A 17,485-nucleotide genomic window follows, 5' to 3' on the forward strand; every position below is an offset into this window, starting at 1 on the left:
CAATCGTGCCAATGTTGCAGTGCGGCTTGCCGCGCTCAAACTTTTCCTTTGCCATCTCTCAAGACGCCTCACCGTTGGGGGGCCGAAACGGGCCCGAATTGCATCGCGGGCGGAGATATTGACTCGCGACGGGAAAATCAAGGCGCAGTTGCACCAAGTTCGACAGAAGTGCCCCGACAACACAGGCCGGGAACAGTCATTTAGGCTTAATTCGGCGCATCCAGCTCCGGTTCGATGACCGGAGCCATGACCTCGGACGCGGCGCTTTCTTCAGAGTAATCCAGCGCGGGACCGCCAATTACTACATCATATTCAACGGGTTCGCCGGTTGCAGTCAGGTTGGCTTCCGGTCCTCCGAACCAGCCGGCCTCCTGCTGCATGCGGCGCATCCAGTTTTCGATCTGCAGGGCTGCATTTTTCGTCAGATTTTCCATCTGCTCTTCGGCGGATTGCGTCACACCAGAGCCGACAATCGTTTCGGCAGAGGCGGCTTCTAGGGCTGTGATTTGCTCGGGCACATCATTCAGCTTTTTGCCGGTCGCATCTTCGAACACCGTAGCGCGGACAATCACCACCGATTTCGGGCTGAAGACCAGCGGAATACCCGGCTGGGCCAGAACAAAGCCTTCGACGCTGACGCCGATGTGGTAAAAGCTGTCACCCTCGTAGCGGCGGAAGCGTTCTTCGAGCGCGGCGTCCATGGCCTTGTTCCACTCATCCGCATCCGCCTGACGGGACGCAGGACCTTTGGTGATATTGGGCGACGTGACAACCGCATGGCCCAGCTTGAAATTGCCAAGCGGCACAAACGGTTCCTTCAGTTCGCGGGCGCCGTCAGCACAGGCTGCCAGAAGGGCCAAAATCGGAACAAAAACAAAGGTAGACAGACGCATGATATAGCTTCCCACATAGCTGTAGACATTGGCATATCGCACCGTCGCAATTGTCGCAATCAAACTAGGCTGGAAACTGCCGTTGTTGATACTATCCTAGCCGATATGGACGTACCCTACCGTGAACGACATGCGCCAGCGCCTGCCTGTTAAGCCCGCCTTTGCCCGCGGGCCGTTAACCACGTTGCAGACGCTCAAACACGTGCGGAAGAATGTTCTGAACATCATTCCGCAGACCGCACTGACCGAAAAGATAGTCACCGATGACAAACGCCCCCGCTGGCATATGGTCACCGACCCTGATCTGCTGCGCCGCGTTTTAAAGGATAACGTCGACAATTATCCGAAATCGCTTGTGATGAAGGCGCTCTTGCGGCCTGGTCTGGGAAATTCGATCCTGCTGGCTGACGGTGCGCCGTGGCGATGGCAGCGCAGGACCACCGCGCCTGTTTTTGCCCCGAACTATGTGCGCGCCTTGGGTCAAACGATGACCACCGCCACCGATCAGATCAGCCGCAAAATCGCGCGCAAAGCGGCCTCCGGCCCTGTGAACCTCTATGACGACATGACCGAGGTGACGTTTGACATCATCGCAAACGTCACGTTTTCCGGCGACGAGGGGTTGGATGGCAAAGCCATGCACCAGTTGATCAACGACTACACCTATTCGGTAGGCAAGCTGTCGTTGATGGATCTTCTGGCAGTGCCCGAATGGGTCCCCCGCCCGAGCCATTTGCTGAACCGCCGGACGATCAAGGCGCTGCACCGGCAGGCTGAACGGGCCATCGATCTGCGACGCGAACTGGGAAACGCGAACCGCCCTGATGATCTGCTGGATTTGCTGCTACGGACGGAAGACCCGAAATCAGGTCGACGGATGACCACCAAGGAACTTCGCGATAATCTTCTGACCTTTGTGATCGCTGGCCATGAGACTTCCGCGCTCGCGCTGAGTTGGGCGTTTTATTTGCTTGGGTTCGATCCCGAACGTCAAGCCAAGGCCCGCGCCGAAGCGCAAGCCGTGCTTGGAACGCGGACAGCAACCGCTGACGATGTTGAAAACCTGCCCTATATCCGCGCCATCATTGACGAAGCACTGCGGCTCTATCCGCCCGCGTCCTTGGTGGGGCGCGCGATTTTGCGCGATGACGTGCTGGGCGAAACCAAGGTTTATGCAGGCGAAGCGATCATGATCCCGATCTTCGCCCTGCACCGGCATCGCGATCTTTGGGATGCGCCCGATGATTTTGTGCCCGAAAGGTGGCTTCAGACGAAGTGGTCGGAACGGCGTTATTCCTACCTGCCGTTCGGGGACGGCCCGCGTGTTTGCATCGGGGCCAGTTTTGCCATTCAGGAAAGCGTGATTGTGCTGGCAACGCTGCTGGCACGGTTCGCGTTTGAAGCCGTGCCAGATAGAACACCGGAACCGGTGATGATTTTGACGATGCGCCCGAGTGGCGGCGTCTGGATGAAGGTGACGCCGCTAAACGCTTAGCGGCTTGCGCCCGGCACCCACAGAACGTCAGCTTTGCCGTCGTCATTGGCAATGCGTGCGGCCACAAAGAACCAGTCCGACAGGCGGTTCAGATACGTGACGGTCGCTGCATTCACATCCTCGGTCACGGATAGCTCGATCACCAGACGTTCCGCGCGACGTGCCACGGTACGGCATTGGTGCAGATGTGCCGATAGTGCCGACCCACCTGGCAGGATAAAGCTGCGCAGCGGCTCGAGGCGTTGGTTCATCTCGTCGATCTCGGCTTCCAGACGTTTGGTCTGGGCCGAAATCATCCGCAGCGGCGGATAGTCGGCCTCGTCATCGCGGTCCATGTCGGGGCGGCACAGGTCCGCGCCCAGATCGAACAGATCGTTCTGAATGGTGGCCAGCATGGCGTCCATTGCACCTTCGGAATGCAAACGGGCAAGGCCAACGACAGAATTCAGTTCATCCGTCGTGCCATAGGCGATGACCCGTGGGGAATGCTTGGCAACACGGTCGCCATTTCCCAAGGCCGTTTCGCCTTGGTCACCGGTGCGGGTGTAGATGCGGTTCAGGACAACCATCGGCTCAGGCTCCTCTTCTGATCCAAACGAACAAGAGGATCAGTACCACCGCAAAGAACTGTGCGTAAATGCGGTAGCGCATGATGCGGTTGGCGTGTTTGCGGTTAAATTCGCCACCTTTGGCGAAACCGCCGATTCCGACCATCAAAATCCCCAGAACAAGGAGGATGGAGAACCCCATGACGATAAATAGTGGATCCTGAAGCATAGCGGACCTTTCAGATGTCTACGCGTGTCTGCGAAGACATAGCTGCCCTTGCAGAAAAAGCGAATGCGACTTTCACGCCCGCTTTAGAACCCAGTCTAGCACAGCTTGCGGCAGAATGCGCTTGGCCACGGCCATGGCCTGCGTTGGCATGGTCACACGGTAACGCGCGGGTGGTTCAATCTCGGTCACAGCCTGAAATAGCTTTTCCGACACGGCCGAAGCAGGCAGCGTGCCCTTCATCTCGCCGCTTCCTTTGTACAGTTTGTTCAGCAAGGTGCTGCGATACTCATCAGCGCGGGGGGAACTTTCCCAATCCACCCATTTTTCGAATTGCTTGATCGCGTTATTCCGAAATTCAGATGTGATTGGGCCGGGCTCAATCAATACGACCTGAATATTTTCGCTTTCCAATTCCAGCCGCATCACATCGGCCCAACCTTCCAGCGCGAATTTGGTCGATACATATGCACCACGCCATTTCGTTCCGATAAATCCGAGAATTGAGGAATTCAAAACAATACGGCCATGCCCCTGATCGCGCATCACCGGCAAAAGCTTTTGCGTCAATTCATGCCAACCAAGGAAATTCGCTTGGAAAATCGTGCGCATCGCATCAGGAGAGATATCTTCCAATGGCCCCGGAATGGCGTAAGCGCCGTTGTGGAACACCGCATCAAGGGTGCCACCGGTCGCGGCCAGAATTTCTTCGATCGCAGGGGTAAAGGTGACGGGGTTTTCGTAGTCGATCAGCGGGCTGTCAAAACCCATCTTGCGCAGGCGATTGCAATCTTCGGGTTTCCGGCAAGAGGCAAAGACGCGCCATCCGCGTCGTTGCATCATCTGCGCTGCGTCCAATCCAATACCGCTCGAACATCCGGTGATCAGTATGGATTTGGTCATGTCTCAGTCCCGTCTTCATTGCAGTCAGGACTGAGATGATCTGTTAGGGGCGCCACTTCAAGCCTTTCAAAGGCTTAGTTTGAGGCTGTGACCAGATAATCAGCCATCCAGCCCACTTGGTTGCTAGATTTTACGCGCAGTTTGATCCAGCCGTCGCCATTGTCGGACAGAACCTGAACTTTATCACCGCGCACCAGCTTATCCAGAACCGAATACCGTGTGCCGGGACCGTTGCGCAGGTTTACTCGCGATGCAGACACTTCACGCAGGTCAACTTCGTTTGCGACAGCCGCGACAACTTCGGGTTCGGACACGTCAACTTGGATAGGTTCGGCTTGTGTGTAAAGAACGTTCACAACGCGCGCACCTCGCGTGCCGTCAGCATTGTAGGAAACCGGTGTCACCAAAGGCTTGGCTGTGGCAACAGCGCCAAGATCATTGATGCGCGTATCCGCCCGCGTCACGACAGCTTCTTCTTCTACTTTCGGCAGAACTGTTTCTTCGACAGCAGCAATTTCAACGCCGTCTTTATTCTCAATATACCATCCGGGTTCAAAATCAGCGCCGCCGCTCATTTCGTAAAAACCCCAGAATAGAAATCCAAAAGATGCAATAATGAAGCGGGCCATCCGCTCACCCCCAAAAATAGACTGTGTTACTGAACTAACGCCAAAAGGCAGCTGGCGTTCCCTGGGTCCTAACGATTCTCTTTTTACGGGATAAGGGGAAAACGAAAAAAAATGCATCAAGCGCAACTTGCCGAAGCACTTTCGCAGCGGTATCACGATGCCCATGAACGATAGCATAACCGAGCCGGACACCCCTTCGCACACAAGTTCTGAACCCCTTCGCCGCGCGATCGGGGAACGGTATCTGACGTATGCGCTGTCGACGATCATGCACCGTGCGCTTCCTGATGCGCGGGACGGTCTGAAACCTGTTCACCGCCGCATTTTGTACGCGATGCGCGAACTGCGCCTCTCGTCGACGGGTGGCTTCCGGAAGTCCGCCAAGATTTCCGGCGACGTGATGGGCAACTATCACCCGCATGGCGACGCCGCGATTTATGACGCGATGGCGCGTTTGGCGCAGGACTTTGCCGTGCGCTATCCGCTGGTTGATGGTCAGGGTAACTTCGGCAATATCGACGGCGATAACCCAGCTGCCTCACGTTACACCGAAGCGCGACTGACTGTCGTAGCCGAGGCGATGCTGGACGGTCTGAATGAAAACGCCGTCGACTTCCGCCCGAACTATGACGGCACGCTGGAAGAGCCCGTTGTTCTGCCCGCGTCTTTCCCGAACCTTCTGGCGAACGGCGCCAGTGGGATCGCGGTGGGCATGGCGACGAATATCCCGCCGCACAATATTTCCGAACTGATTGATGCCTGTCTGCATCTGATCAAGTCGCCCAACGCGCAGGACGACACCCTATTGAATTACGTCCCCGGTCCGGATTTCCCGACGGGTGGCGTTTTGGTGGAATCGCCCGAAAATATCGCTCAGGCCTATAGCACTGGTCGTGGATCGTTCCGCCTACGGGCGAAATGGGCGATCGAGGATCTGGGCCGTGGCGTCTATCAGATTGTCGTGACCGAAATTCCCTATCAGGTTCAGAAATCCAAGCTGGTCGAACGGCTGGCTGAACTGATCCAGACCAAGAAGGTTCCGATCCTTGCCGATGTCCGCGACGAAAGCGCCGAAGACATCCGCATGATCCTTGAACCCAAGTCCAAGAACGTGGACCCCGATGTTCTGATGAACATGCTGTTCCGCAACTCGGACCTCGAGATCAAGTTCAGCCTGAACATGAACGTTCTGATCGACGGCGTGACGCCCAAGGTCTGTTCGATGAAGGAAGTGCTGCGTGCCTTCCTTGATTTCCGTCGCGATGTTCTGTGCCGCCGCTCGGCGCACCGGATGGAAAAGATCGACCACCGCCTTGAGGTGTTGGAAGGCCTGATCATTGCCTTCCTCAACCTTGATCGCGTGATCGACATCATCCGCTACGATGACGACCCCAAAGCCGCGTTGATGCGCGAAGACTGGTCTCAGGATCACAAACGCGCCACGTCCGAGGCCGATTATGTCGGTCCGTCCAATGTGATCCCTGCGTCCGCTGTGACCCTGACCGAGGTCCAAGCCGAAGCGATCCTGAACATGCGCCTGCGGTCCTTGCGTCGTCTGGAAGAGATGGAATTGGTCGCAGAACGGGATCGCTTGATGGAAGAGCGCGCCGGTCTGGAAGACCTGCTGGCCAGCGAAGACCTTCAGTGGACCCGCATTTCGGAACAGCTTCGTGAAACTAAGAAGGCGTTCGGCAAGGGCTATGCGGGTGGCGCACGTCGCACCATGCTGGCCGAGGCCGCCGAAGCCGAAGACGTTCCGATCGAAGCGATGATCGAGCGCGAGCCGATCACCGTGGTCTGTTCGCAAATGGGCTGGATCCGCGCGATGACCGGCCACATCGACCTGACCCGCGAACTTAAGTTCAAAGACGGCGACGGCCCGCGCTTTATCTTCCACGCGGAAACCACCGACAAACTGCTGGTGGCCGCGTCGAACGGGCGCTTCTACACCATTTCCGCCGCGAACCTGCCCGGCGGGCGCGGCATGGGTGAACCGCTGCGCCTGATGGTCGATCTGCCGAACGAGGCCGAGATTATGGATATCCTGATCCACAATCCCGACCGCAAACTGCTGGTCGCATCCTCGGCTGGTGACGGCTTTGTCGTGCCCGAGGCCGATGTCGTGGCACAGACACGAACCGGCAAACAGGTTCTGAACGTCAAGGAAGGCATCCGTCTGCTGGTCGTGAAACCGGTCGAAGGCAATGCCGTGGCTGTCGTGGGCGAAAATCGCAAAGTTCTGATCTTCCCGCTGGATGAACTTCCGGAAATGGGTCGGGGCAAGGGCGTGCGCCTGCAAAAGTACAAAGACGGCGGATTGTCCGACGCGAAAACCTTTGTGCTTGAGGTCGGCCTGAACTGGCTTGATCCCGCAGGCCGGACCCGCACCGTCACGCATGAAGAACTGGGCGAATGGATCGCCAAACGCGCCTCGGCGGGGCGCATGGCCCCACGCGGTTTCCCGCGGGACAACAAGTTTACCTGATACCGAGAACAAAAAAGGGTGCTTCAAGGCACCCTTTTTTAGTTTCGCAAATCAATCGCTTTGCCCTTTACCGAGCGCACAACCTTTAGCAGAGTGATGGCAGTTAACCTTAGGGAAAGATATTTATGACCAGCCCATTAACAGGCTCGCCGAGCGGCGATCTAAACGTCAATTATAATGGCACCAAGAAAGAGATGTTCAGCCTTGCCTTCAAGACCGGGATGCTGACCATCGTGACCTTCGGCATCTACCGCTTCTGGCAGAAAACACGACTGCGCCGGTACATCTGGTCGCGCGCCAATGTGGGCGGCGACACCTTTGAATACACTGGCACAGGGCTAGAAAAGCTGTTGGGCTTTCTTGTCGCGATCGTGTTTCTGGCGGTCTATCTGGGGATCATCCAGATGGTGCTGTTCTACTTTAACATGAACATCATGGTAGACCCCGAAAACGCGTCGCCTGCACAGGTACTTGGACAGATCCTGGCGATCTATATTTCGTTCTTTGCCGTCCTGCCGTTTCTGCTGTTCGCGGTCTACCGCGCACGCCGCTACAAACTGGCCCGCACCCGTTGGCGGGGCATCCGCTTTGCCATGGAAAAAGGCGCGTGGGGCTATGTCTGGCGGGCGATTGGCCATGGTCTTTTGACGCTTATCACCTTGGGCATCATGCTACCGCGCCAGACTTATTACCTTGAGAAATACATGACCGACCGCAGCCACTTTGGTTCGGCCAAGTTCAAACAGACCGGTGAATGGAAAAAGCTGTATCCGGCGATGAAACATATCGCCATCGGCTTGATTATTTTGGTCGGAGCAGTGGCCGCGGGTGTCTCTGGCAGTGGGGCTTTGGCAGGTATTCTGGGCTTCGTCGGCTATGTCTGGCTGATTATCGGCAGCATCTATTACTCGGTCCACAGCTTTAAATACCTCACGAACAACAAGACCCTTGAAGATGTGCGTTTCAACGCAGACCCAAGCACGGGCACAGTCATTTCCAAGGCCATTCTCGGAGCGATCATCATCACTGCGATCATGGCAGCAGCGGCGCTGATCTTTGGCTTGGTCATGGGATTGTTCGGTGCCTTTGCGCAAGAAGGCGGAAGTCCGGTTATCCTGATCTTCATCGGGCTTGTCGGCTATCTGACGTTGCTGGTTCTGGCGCAAGCGCTTAGCCTTGTGTTTATCACCCAGCCCATTCTGGCGCACTACATCGACACGCTGACTGTGCTGAACCCCGAGGGGCTGAACATGATCCATCAGCGCGAGGCCGACAGCAATCTGGATGCCGACGGCTTTGCCGACGCGCTGGATATCGGAGGCGCAATCTGATGCAAGAAACGCAGGCCGTTTTCTTTGATGGCATGACAGCAGGCAGGATTCCGGTGACCGTGTCACTGGGGCCTGACCGGCTGGCCCTGTTCATCACCGGTGACGGCCTGCCGGAACCGCTGCGCTGGCCTTTGGGCGAATTGCGCGGCCTGCATTCGGATGGCGCCAAGCATCAGGTCATCCTGACGCTGCGCCAAGAAGGCGATGACGAACTGGCGCGCCACACGGCGCGTCTGGTTTTAGAAGATACCGTTGCCAAAAAATGGCTTCTGACCACGCGGCCCGATCTGTTCCGCAAGGATGTCCCGAAAGGCACATTTAAAAAGATCGCCAAGTTCACAGGCATGGCCGTGGGGGCCACTGTGCTGATGCTGTTCGTGATCCTGCCGGCCATGGCAAACACGCTGGCCGCAATCATTCCCATCGAACGCGAAGTTGCCTTTGGCAAAACCGTTGTGGCCCAGATTGCGCGGGTGTTTGGCGGAGTCGGAATAGATGAACTGACCTGTCAGGGGGAAGAAGGCCAGATCGCACTGCAAGTCATGGTCGACCGACTAACCGAAAATCAGGACATGACCTACACTATATCAAGTCGCGTGTTTGATCATCCGATGGTCAACGCCTTTGCCGCGCCCGGCGGTCAGGTGGTTGTGATGAAGGGCCTGATCGACAATGCAGAAAGCCCCGACGAGGTGGCCGCCGTGCTGGCCCACGAAATCGGCCATGTCGAATCGCGCGATGCGACACGCAATGCGCTCCGGTCCTCTGGGTCGGCCGGTTTGCTGACCATGCTGATCGGGGATTTCACCGGCGGCGCGGTTATGGCGATTCTGGGAGAACAGCTTTTGTCGGCGTCCTACACGCGCGAAGCAGAAGGTCAGGCGGATGAATTCGCGCTTGAAATGCTGCAAAACGCCAATGTGTCCGCCGACGGGATGGCGCGTTTCTTTGAACTTCTGGACGAAACTTACGGCGAATCCGCGCTGCCTGCGTATCTGTCAACGCACCCCGTTACGCTTGAAAGGGCTCAGCGCGCACGGGACTTTGCCGAAACACAAAGCGCCACAAGTCCGGTCATCTCTGATTCCCAGTGGCAATCGCTTAAGCAAATCTGCGATTGAGCCAACTTGCGACCAAAGGCCCCGTTTTCATGGGGCAAAAAACACTTATGCCGAAACGTCATAATCAGAAAACGCGACGTCGAATGCACCCGATGTGACGTTTTTTCCCTGTTTCAGTCACCGCTGAACGGTTATTCACGCCGTGGGAGAAAAGTTTTACCCGCGCATGGCCTCGGCCACGCGCCTGTACAAGGAGAGAAACGCATATGAAGGTACTCGTGCCTGTCAAGCGCGTGATCGACTACAACGTGAAAGTTCGCGTGAAAGCGGACGGAACCGGTGTCGATCTGGCTAACGTCAAAATGTCGATGAACCCCTTCGACGAAATCGCTGTAGAAGAAGCGATCCGTCTGAAAGAAGCGGGCAAAGCAGAAGAAGTCATCGCGGTATCCATCGGCGTCAAGCAGGCGCAGGAAACACTGCGGACCGCTCTGGCGATGGGCGCGGATCGCGCGATCCTCGTTGTTGCGGCTGACGACGTCCACACAGACATCGAACCCCTGGCGGTTGCCAAGATCCTTGCCAAGGTTGCCGAAGAAGAAGGCGCCGGTCTGGTTGTCTGCGGCAAGCAGGCGATCGACAACGACCTGAACGCGACAGGCCAGATGATGGCTGCGCTTCTGGGTTGGGCACAGGCGACAAACGCCAACACGCTGGACGTCGACGGCGACAACGCTGTTGTGGCCCGCGAAGTGGACGGCGGCCTGCAGACCATCAAGGTCAAGCTTCCCGCAATCGTCACAACCGACCTGCGTCTGAACGAGCCGCGCTATGCGTCTCTGCCGAACATCATGAAGGCCAAGAAAAAGCCTTTGGATGAGAAAACACCGGCAGACTACGGCGTCGACGCATCCCCGCGTCTGGAAGTTGTCAAAACATCCGAACCGGGTTCGCGCGAAGCGGGTGAAATGGTTGGCTCGGTTGACGAGCTAGTGGCGAAACTCAAAGAGAAGGGTGTTGTCTAATGGCTGTTCTTCTGCTTGCTGAAATCAACGACGGCGCACTGGCGATGGACGCCACAGCCAAGGCTGTGACTGCGGCCAAGGCACTGGGCGACGTGACTGTACTGGCGGTTGGCGCAACGGCGAAAGCCGCAGCTGACGAAGCCGCGACAATCGACGGCGTATCCAAAGTTCTGGTCGCCGAAGACGCGATCTATGGCCACCGTCTGGCGGAACCCGTCTCGGCTCTGATCGTTTCGCTGGCTGGCGGTTATTCGCACATCGTGGCCCCCGCCACGACGGACGCGAAAAACATCCTGCCCCGCGTTGCGGCGCTGCTGGACGTGATGGTTCTGACAGACGTCACAGGCGTTGTAGATGCCGACACGTTCGAACGTCCGATCTACGCCGGTAACGCGATCCAGACCGTCAAATCCTCGGATGCGACAAAGGTCATCACCTTCCGTACATCGACATTCGATCTGGCGGGCACAGGCGGTTCTGCGTCGGTCGAGGCGGTTTCCGCTGCTGACAACCCCGCCCTGTCCGAATGGGTCGAAGACAAGATGGCCGAAAGCGATCGTCCGGAACTGACATCGGCTGGCGTCGTTGTCTCCGGTGGTCGTGGCGTTGGTTCGGAAGAGAACTTCAACCTGATCGAAGCACTGGCGGACAAGCTGGGCGCAGCGGTTGGCGCATCCCGCGCCGCGGTTGACTCGGGCTTTGCCCCGAACGACTGGCAGGTCGGCCAGACAGGTAAGGTGGTTGCACCTGATCTGTACGTCGCCGTCGGCATCTCGGGCGCGATCCAGCACCTTGCGGGTATGAAAGACTCCAAGGTCATCGTCGCGATCAACAAAGACGAAGAAGCCCCGATCTTCCAGGTTGCCGACTACGGCCTGGTTGCGGACCTCTTCGATGCAGTTCCGGAACTGACCGAGAAACTGTGATCGACCCGATCATCTGAATTGGAAAAGCCCGCCGAATTCGGCGGGCTTTTTTGTTACAGCGACACCTCTAGCGCGGGTCTTAGTTTTTCCAGCAAATGCATGCTTAAGCGTTTGTGCGCATCCGGCCCGACACAGGCCCGTGCGGCGATCTCTTCAAAATCGGAAAAGATCATACCATCCGCGCGATGCGGACGGGGTGGGTCGCTGACCTCAACAAACCCCAGCAAGCGCGGGCGCAATTCGTCGATCATCGCTTTGGTGACAAACAACGGATCAGGCCCAAGCTGCTGGTTGGACTCGTAACTCACATGTTCGGGCACAGGTTTGTCTGACATCCAGACAAGTATCGTGCCGCCCAAAAAACCGCCGACCAGCGATTTCATCCGCGCGACCCAAGCCGTCTGAAGCTCTTGTATTACCTGATCGAACCTTTCCGGCCCGCGGTCGATCAGCGCCTGCAACAGATGGCGTGTAAAATTGAACTCGGTAAAATCGACCTCAGGATAGAGGTCCAACAATTTGTCCGACGCTTTCAGGAAGCGGTCATTCCGGCGTGGATGCACGCTGTAGTACCGGTTCGACATATTCGCCGCGCCCATCACCTGACAGACAACCAGCCGTGCCTCTTGTACCAAGGCCAACACATCTGGATCATTTCGAAACAGGTCGATGCCTGCGTTGATGACCCCGAAGTTGGCCACTGGCACATTCAGTCCGGCCTCGATCAACGTTGGATAAGGTTCAGGCACAAACCGCCCGTAGGTTTCTGTGCCCCCCAGACAGGCCAGATACGGCCCCTCTAACATGCGTCTGGGACCACGAAAGCCCAAACGCGATTTTCCGTAACGACATGGATAATATTCCAGTCCCCCACGGGACTTTGACAGTTCCGTCATCTCACCACCTATATTTTCACCCACTTGGAAAATTCGGTGATTCCTCTTGCCGAAATCCTAAATTTCAAATTTGACAGGAACTTGAGCACTTGGTCTTGCGGTTCCCCTAGGGCACGCCCTACTGTTGCGCTGCAGCAAGATGAAAAGGGCACGACATGGAAATTAAGTCGGTGGGTGTCGTTGGCGCAGGCCAGATGGGCAACGGGATTGCACATGTTATGGCCGTAGCCGGCTATGATGTTGTGCTGAACGATCTGAACGCTGATGCGCTGGAACGCGCCATGGCGGTGATCGATAAAAACCTTGATCGTCAGGTCAGCCGGAACATCATCTCGGCCGATGACAAGGCTGCGTCGCTAGCAAGGATTTCATCCACGCAGGAACTGACCGAGCTGGGCCAATGCGATCTGATCGTCGAGGCGGCGACCGAACGCGAAGAGATCAAGACGAAAATCTTTGAAACGCTTGTGCCGCACCTGAAGCCCAACACGATCCTGACATCGAACACGTCGTCCATTTCCATCACGCGACTGGCCAGCCGCACGGACCGGCCGGAAAAATTCATGGGCTTCCACTTCATGAACCCCGTACCTGTGATGCAACTGGTCGAGCTGATCCGCGGCATCGCAACGGATCAGGAAACCTATCAGGCCTGCCTGAAAGTCGTTGAAGACCTTGGGAAAACCGCAGCCAGCGCCGAAGACTTCCCCGCCTTTATCGTGAACCGCATCCTAATGCCGATGATCAACGAAGCGGTCTATACGCTGTACGAAGGCGTGGGCAACGTGTCGTCGATCGACCAAGCGATGAAGCTGGGTGCGAACCACCCGATGGGGCCTTTGGAACTGGCAGACTTTATCGGTCTGGATACCTGTCTGGCGATTATGAACGTGCTGCACGACGGTCTGGGCGACACCAAATACCGCCCCTGCCCGCTTCTGTCGAAGTATGTCGAGGCCGGGTGGCTGGGCCGCAAAACCAGCCGCGGTTTCTATGACTATCGCGGCGACGCACCTGTTCCGACGCGGTAATTTACGCCACTCCATTTAAATGATAGCCGAGCTAAAGTTTTCGCCTTACGGAACCTGAGGTTTGGCATGAAGTATCGAGCGGATATTGACGGGCTGCGCACCCTAGCAGTCGTTCCAGTCGTGTTGAACCACGCAAATATCCCCGGCTTTACCGGAGGATTTATTGGCGTTGATGTTTTTTTCGTTATTTCGGGGTTTCTAATCACCGGCATAATCGCAGGCGAAATTGAACACGGTCGATTTTCTCTGGCCAAGTTTTACGAACGTCGAGCCCGTCGAATATTGCCAGCTCTTTTTACAGTATTGGCGGCGTGTTCAATCGCTGGATGGTTTTTCCTAACTCCAACTGCATTTGTCGATTATGCAAATTCGCAGAAAGCCACTCTATTTTTCATATCCAACATAGAATTTTGGAAAACGAGCAGCGATTACTTTGGCTCGGGGGTAGAACTTGCCCCTCTACTCCACACATGGTCTCTCGCCGTAGAAGAGCAATTCTATTTGTTCTTTCCTTTACTACTGATCGCGATTGCGAAATTGGGACCGCGATGGTGGAAAATGGTAGTATCCACGATTGCTTTACTATCTTTCGTCGCATCTGTTTGGATGACATCTCGTTTTCCCGTTGCCAATTTCTACCTTTCACCATTTCGCGCCTGGGAACTAGGCGCAGGTGCTCTCTTGGCTTTGGGAATAGGTCAATCGTGGAATAGACCAATTTTCGCCGAAGTACTCAGCTGGCTAGGTATTATTCTTATAGCAGCAAGTATCGCGTTCATGGACGATGCCACCCCATTCCCAGGGCTTTCCGCGCTACCCTCCGTGCTAGGCGCGTCATTGATTATTTTCGCTAATTCAAGAAGCACAACTCAAGTTTCGAAGCTTCTATCCTGGCGCCCAGTCGTTTGGATGGGTTTGATTTCTTACTCGCTATATCTCTGGCACTGGCCGGTTTTGGTCTATGCCAGAATAATCACTGAAGCACATGAACTCCCGGCTCTGGTGAGCACTGGCTGCGTGATTTTATCAGTTTTACTTGCGTGGATAAGTTGGCGTTTCATTGAGCAACCCTTTCGCAAACGACAATCGGGTAAAAGCAAATCCACAGCACGAGTATTCGCCGCAACTGGTGCCGGCATACTGTGTCTTGCCAGTCTTTCGGGCTTCATTCACGAAAAAGACGGAATGTTGGGTCAGTTTTCGGAAGATCGATTGGCCATATACACTAAGGCGAAGCAGCGCCCTTCTTTGGATCTTTATTGCACGTCTTTGGACGTAGATGACGAACCCTGCAGATTTGGCGCCGAAGCGGCCCCAGTTACAGCCTTGATTTTCGGCGATTCGCACGCCAGCGCCATGCTAAATGGGTTTGATACCTATTTTGCATCTCAGAATACTTCTGCTGTTGCATTCGTCAAAAGCGCCTGTCCTCCCTTGCTGGGAGTTTACAGAGTTGACCGAGGACAAACTCATCAATGCGACAAACACAATGCGGCTGTTGTTTCAAAGATGCGAGAGTTTCCCGATCTGGATACCGTCTACCTTGCAGCACGATGGGCCTTGGCTACGGAAGGCAGCCGTGCCACCAACGAAATGGGCCGCCCTGCTGTTTTGGCAAAAACTGGATCTTACAACACAGCTATCCAGAATAATGCAGCTATCGCAAAAGAAGGGCTAGAAGCTACAGTTTCTGAGATACGCAATTTGGGGCTCAATGTGGTCATCCTAGCGGGTGTGCCCGAAATGCCTTTCGACGTAGCAGAAGCCATTCTTCGCAAACCAATTTCTAGTAACACACTCCCTTCGGCACAAAGTGTCGCGGCACGCAATCATCGTGCTGATCTAATGTTGGAGAGTGTCTCGAACGAATACGATGCCAGAATTGTCAGGCCTATGGATTTTTTGTGCGACACAGTCTGCATCGCTGAACATGAAGGCTTCTTGCTTTATCGGGATGACGACCATCTGAGCGCATACGGATCAAACTGGCTGCTACCAAAACTAATCGATTAGATTTCGCCTCTCTGGTATGCGAAGAAACGTTTCAATCATCTGTATTATATCTTTTCATCCCAAGACTGTGCGCGATTATGCGTAGTTTTCCGGCTAGTTCCTCAGGATCATCATTTCCAGTTTGATCCGGATCGAACATCAGGCTGATCACACGCGTGGCGTCGGCCATTTTCAGGGGCATGGTGACGACCTCGCGCCGATGGACCGCTTGGATACGGGCGAAAAGATCGGGGATGACGGCAACACCCGCACCAGTGGCAGCCATCAGTAGGATCGAATCCAGACTGGTGCCTTCGTAATCATCCGACACGATACCCCCGCTGGCCGCAGCAAGCCCGTAGACAATCCGCGCCAGCCTGTGGCCTGTATCGAGGGTCAGCAGACGCTGGCCACTCAGATCCTCGGCTGTGGCGCTTTTACGTCCTGCCAATGGGTGATCGCGGGACACCGCAATCCACAGAGGTTCGGTAAACAGCGGCATCTGGCGGGTGTTCGGATGATCCTCGGGTGTCGAGATGATCGCATCAAAACGGCCATAGCGGATGCCTTCATCCAGACTAAGCGTGTTTTCCTCGCGCACGATCACGCGCAAATCCGGCTGGTCGCGGTGCAACACCTGCATGGCTTGGGGCAACAGATACGGCCCGATGGACGGCAGAACGCCCAACCGCAGTCGCCCGCCGAACGGCGCGGATGAGGTCATCGCCCCGCGCAGGTTCGTCACCTCAGACAGAATGCGCCTTGCACGTTCGATGAACTCCAAACCCTTGGCCGTCGTCTTTACGCCGCTCCGGTTTCTGTGAAACAGCCGCACGCCCAATTCGGTTTCAACGGTCGCGATCTGTGTCGACAGGCTGGGCTGACTGACGTTCAGCACCTCGGCGGCCAATCCGAAATTGCCCAACTGATGCACCGTGACAATGTATTCAAGCTGCCTGAGCGTTGGACGCATACATAGCCTCAAACTATAGATAATGTGATCAATTTGTATTTAAGTTATCAAAATTCATCAGGCAACAGGGCGCGGATTTCATACTGGAGCCCTCCCCATGACCACCGTACTTGAAAGTCTGATTAGCAACTTGATGGTCCCAACCATCCTGTTTTTCGTTCTTGGCCTGATTGCCGCCGCTGTTCGCAGCGACCTGTCTATTCCCGAAGGTGCCGCCAAATTCATGTCGCTGTACCTGCTGCTGGCCATCGGGTTCAAAGGTGGGCACAGCCTTTCAAAGCACGGGCTTCAACCGGACCTGTTCCTGGCCATCGGGGTCGGCCTTCTTCTCTCATTCCTAATTCCTTTCATCGCTTTCGCGCTTCTGAAAACGATGACGCAGCTTGATACTCTGAACGCAGCCGCCGTTGCAGGGCATTACGGCTCGATTTCGATTGTCACCTTTGTTGCGGCGTCCAGCCTGCTGGAGCTGTCAGGCATCACCTTTGACGGCTACATGGTCGCCGTCGCCGCCGCGATGGAGGTGCCTGCGATCCTGTCCGCCCTATGGATCGCCCACAAATACGGAAAAGCCGACGAAACAGCGTCCGTTCCCATGCGCGAACTGCTGGCGAACGGGTCTATCGTTCTTCTGGTCGGGGCCTTCTTTATCGGTGCGGTGACTCGCGAAAACGGGATGGAGATGATCGCCCCATTCGTCGTCACGCCCTTCACCGGAATCCTGTGTCTGTTCCTTCTGGACATGGGCCTGAACGCGGGGCGCAGCCTGATGCGGAACAAACATATGCTAGGCGGTGGTCTTTTCGCATTCGGGGTGGTCATGCCCGTGATCGGCGCGCTGCTGGCTTGCGTGTTGGGCATGATGATCGGGCTCGGCACCGGAAGCCTGTTTCTGCTGATGGTCCTGTCGGCATCGGCCTCTTACATCGCCGTTCCCGCTGCAATGCGGATCGCCCTGCCCCAAGCCGAAGCGGGCATCTACCTGACGCTGTCATTGGGTGTGACGTTCCCCTTCAACATCACAGTAGGCCTGCCGCTGTACCTGTGGCTGGCGTCCTTGGCGGCTTGATA

16 protein-coding genes are annotated in these 17,485 nt (G+C 56.0%); 9 read left to right on the forward strand and 7 right to left on the reverse strand.

Annotation, left to right across the window (positions count from 1 at the left end):
• Positions 1-206: 206 nt before the first annotated feature.
• Complete coding sequence (locus AC4FIA_RS00005; protein ID WP_490364219.1) at positions 207-893, reverse strand: hypothetical protein; 687 nt, start codon at positions 891-893, stop codon at positions 207-209.
• Positions 894-1,023: 130 nt separating this feature from the next.
• On the opposite strand from AC4FIA_RS00005, the gene AC4FIA_RS00010 reads away from it, so the two are divergent.
• Positions 1,024-2,388: a cytochrome P450 gene (locus AC4FIA_RS00010; RefSeq protein WP_490364539.1), complete on the forward strand. Its 1,365-nt coding sequence runs from the start codon at positions 1,024-1,026 to the stop codon at positions 2,386-2,388.
• On the opposite strand, the gene AC4FIA_RS00015 is transcribed toward AC4FIA_RS00010, so the two are convergent.
• The 4 genes from AC4FIA_RS00015 to AC4FIA_RS00030 all read right to left on the reverse strand — a co-directional run bounded on the left by AC4FIA_RS00015 (position 2,385) and on the right by AC4FIA_RS00030 (position 4,859).
• Entirely contained in the window at positions 2,385-2,957 is a 573-nt protein-coding gene (locus AC4FIA_RS00015; protein ID WP_490364220.1) for a cob(I)yrinic acid a,c-diamide adenosyltransferase, read from the reverse strand. The two genes, AC4FIA_RS00010 and AC4FIA_RS00015, sit on opposite strands and share 4 nt — an antisense overlap.
• Before the next feature lie 4 nt (positions 2,958-2,961).
• Positions 2,962-3,165, reverse strand: a complete 204-nt coding sequence (locus AC4FIA_RS00020) for a twin transmembrane helix small protein (RefSeq protein ID WP_103910361.1) — start codon at positions 3,163-3,165, stop codon at positions 2,962-2,964.
• 72 nt (positions 3,166-3,237) lie between these two features.
• Positions 3,238-4,065: an SDR family NAD(P)-dependent oxidoreductase gene (locus AC4FIA_RS00025; protein WP_490364221.1), complete on the reverse strand. Its 828-nt coding sequence runs from the start codon at positions 4,063-4,065 to the stop codon at positions 3,238-3,240.
• A gap of 74 nt (positions 4,066-4,139) precedes the next feature.
• Positions 4,140-4,859, reverse strand: coding sequence for an SH3 domain-containing protein (locus AC4FIA_RS00030; protein WP_490364222.1), 720 nt, complete (start codon positions 4,857-4,859; stop codon positions 4,140-4,142).
• Between AC4FIA_RS00030 and AC4FIA_RS00035 the strand changes: the two genes are divergently transcribed.
• From AC4FIA_RS00035 to AC4FIA_RS00055, 5 genes are all read left to right on the forward strand, one after another.
• Positions 4,858-7,179, forward strand: coding sequence for a DNA topoisomerase IV subunit A (locus tag AC4FIA_RS00035; RefSeq protein WP_490364223.1), 2,322 nt, complete (start codon positions 4,858-4,860; stop codon positions 7,177-7,179). The two genes, AC4FIA_RS00030 and AC4FIA_RS00035, sit on opposite strands and share 2 nt — an antisense overlap.
• 125 nt (positions 7,180-7,304) lie before the next feature.
• Positions 7,305-8,510, forward strand: coding sequence for a YjgN family protein (locus tag AC4FIA_RS00040; RefSeq protein ID WP_490364224.1), 1,206 nt, complete (start codon positions 7,305-7,307; stop codon positions 8,508-8,510).
• Positions 8,510-9,631, forward strand: coding sequence for a M48 family metallopeptidase (locus tag AC4FIA_RS00045; protein ID WP_490364225.1), 1,122 nt, complete (start codon positions 8,510-8,512; stop codon positions 9,629-9,631). Before AC4FIA_RS00040 ends, AC4FIA_RS00045 begins: the two co-directional genes overlap by 1 nt.
• 206 nt (positions 9,632-9,837) lie before the next feature.
• Positions 9,838-10,596 (forward strand): electron transfer flavoprotein subunit beta/FixA family protein, encoded by a 759-nt coding sequence (locus AC4FIA_RS00050; protein ID WP_103910367.1) that lies wholly within the window; start codon positions 9,838-9,840, stop codon positions 10,594-10,596.
• Positions 10,596-11,522 carry an electron transfer flavoprotein subunit alpha/FixB family protein gene (locus AC4FIA_RS00055; RefSeq protein ID WP_103910368.1) on the forward strand — a complete coding sequence of 309 codons (927 nt, stop codon included), beginning with the start codon at positions 10,596-10,598 and terminating at the stop codon, positions 11,520-11,522. The genes AC4FIA_RS00050 and AC4FIA_RS00055 overlap by 1 nt, the downstream gene beginning before the upstream one ends.
• A gap of 53 nt (positions 11,523-11,575) precedes the next feature.
• Here AC4FIA_RS00055 and AC4FIA_RS00060 read toward each other — a convergent pair whose 3' ends face one another.
• The gene (locus tag AC4FIA_RS00060) at positions 11,576-12,418 is read right to left on the reverse strand and encodes a DUF6473 family protein (RefSeq protein ID WP_490364226.1); all 843 of its coding nucleotides are present in this window, start codon (positions 12,416-12,418) and stop codon (positions 11,576-11,578) included.
• 155 nt (positions 12,419-12,573) lie between these two features.
• Between AC4FIA_RS00060 and AC4FIA_RS00065 the strand changes: the two genes are divergently transcribed.
• Positions 12,574-13,449 (forward strand): 3-hydroxybutyryl-CoA dehydrogenase, encoded by an 876-nt coding sequence (locus AC4FIA_RS00065; protein WP_103910370.1) that lies wholly within the window; start codon positions 12,574-12,576, stop codon positions 13,447-13,449.
• A gap of 66 nt (positions 13,450-13,515) precedes the next feature.
• The gene (locus tag AC4FIA_RS00070) at positions 13,516-15,462 is read left to right on the forward strand and encodes an acyltransferase family protein (protein WP_490364227.1); all 1,947 of its coding nucleotides are present in this window, start codon (positions 13,516-13,518) and stop codon (positions 15,460-15,462) included.
• A gap of 31 nt (positions 15,463-15,493) precedes the next feature.
• On the opposite strand, the gene AC4FIA_RS00075 is transcribed toward AC4FIA_RS00070, so the two are convergent.
• A complete protein-coding gene (locus AC4FIA_RS00075) occupies positions 15,494-16,414 on the reverse strand; it encodes a hydrogen peroxide-inducible genes activator (protein WP_490364228.1) in 921 nt (306 codons plus the stop codon).
• Between the two features lie 97 nt (positions 16,415-16,511).
• On the opposite strand from AC4FIA_RS00075, the gene AC4FIA_RS00080 reads away from it, so the two are divergent.
• Entirely contained in the window at positions 16,512-17,483 is a 972-nt protein-coding gene (locus AC4FIA_RS00080) for a sodium-dependent bicarbonate transport family permease (RefSeq protein WP_490364229.1), read from the forward strand.
• The last annotated feature ends 2 nt before the right edge of the window (positions 17,484-17,485 follow it).

It is taken from the genome of Thalassococcus sp. (assembly GCF_982780845.1).

Coding starts and splice junctions, on each gene's coding strand:
- AC4FIA_RS00060 (WP_490364226.1), bottom strand. CDS start 12,418: ATGACGGAACTGTCAAAGTCCCGTGGGGGACTGGAATATTATCCATGT.
- AC4FIA_RS00025 (WP_490364221.1), bottom strand. CDS start 4,065: ATGACCAAATCCATACTGATCACCGGATGTTCGAGCGGTATTGGATTG.
- AC4FIA_RS00075 (WP_490364228.1), bottom strand. CDS start 16,414: ATGCGTCCAACGCTCAGGCAGCTTGAATACATTGTCACGGTGCATCAG.
- AC4FIA_RS00050 (WP_103910367.1), top strand. CDS start 9,838: ATGAAGGTACTCGTGCCTGTCAAGCGCGTGATCGACTACAACGTGAAA.
- AC4FIA_RS00065 (WP_103910370.1), top strand. CDS start 12,574: ATGGAAATTAAGTCGGTGGGTGTCGTTGGCGCAGGCCAGATGGGCAAC.
- AC4FIA_RS00030 (WP_490364222.1), bottom strand. CDS start 4,859: ATGGGCATCGTGATACCGCTGCGAAAGTGCTTCGGCAAGTTGCGCTTG.
- AC4FIA_RS00040 (WP_490364224.1), top strand. CDS start 7,305: ATGACCAGCCCATTAACAGGCTCGCCGAGCGGCGATCTAAACGTCAAT.
- AC4FIA_RS00055 (WP_103910368.1), top strand. CDS start 10,596: ATGGCTGTTCTTCTGCTTGCTGAAATCAACGACGGCGCACTGGCGATG.
- AC4FIA_RS00080 (WP_490364229.1), top strand. CDS start 16,512: ATGACCACCGTACTTGAAAGTCTGATTAGCAACTTGATGGTCCCAACC.
- AC4FIA_RS00070 (WP_490364227.1), top strand. CDS start 13,516: ATGAAGTATCGAGCGGATATTGACGGGCTGCGCACCCTAGCAGTCGTT.
- AC4FIA_RS00010 (WP_490364539.1), top strand. CDS start 1,024: ATGCGCCAGCGCCTGCCTGTTAAGCCCGCCTTTGCCCGCGGGCCGTTA.
- AC4FIA_RS00020 (WP_103910361.1), bottom strand. CDS start 3,165: ATGCTTCAGGATCCACTATTTATCGTCATGGGGTTCTCCATCCTCCTT.
- AC4FIA_RS00045 (WP_490364225.1), top strand. CDS start 8,510: ATGCAAGAAACGCAGGCCGTTTTCTTTGATGGCATGACAGCAGGCAGG.
- AC4FIA_RS00035 (WP_490364223.1), top strand. CDS start 4,858: ATGAACGATAGCATAACCGAGCCGGACACCCCTTCGCACACAAGTTCT.
- AC4FIA_RS00015 (WP_490364220.1), bottom strand. CDS start 2,957: ATGGTTGTCCTGAACCGCATCTACACCCGCACCGGTGACCAAGGCGAA.
- AC4FIA_RS00005 (WP_490364219.1), bottom strand. CDS start 893: ATGCGTCTGTCTACCTTTGTTTTTGTTCCGATTTTGGCCCTTCTGGCA.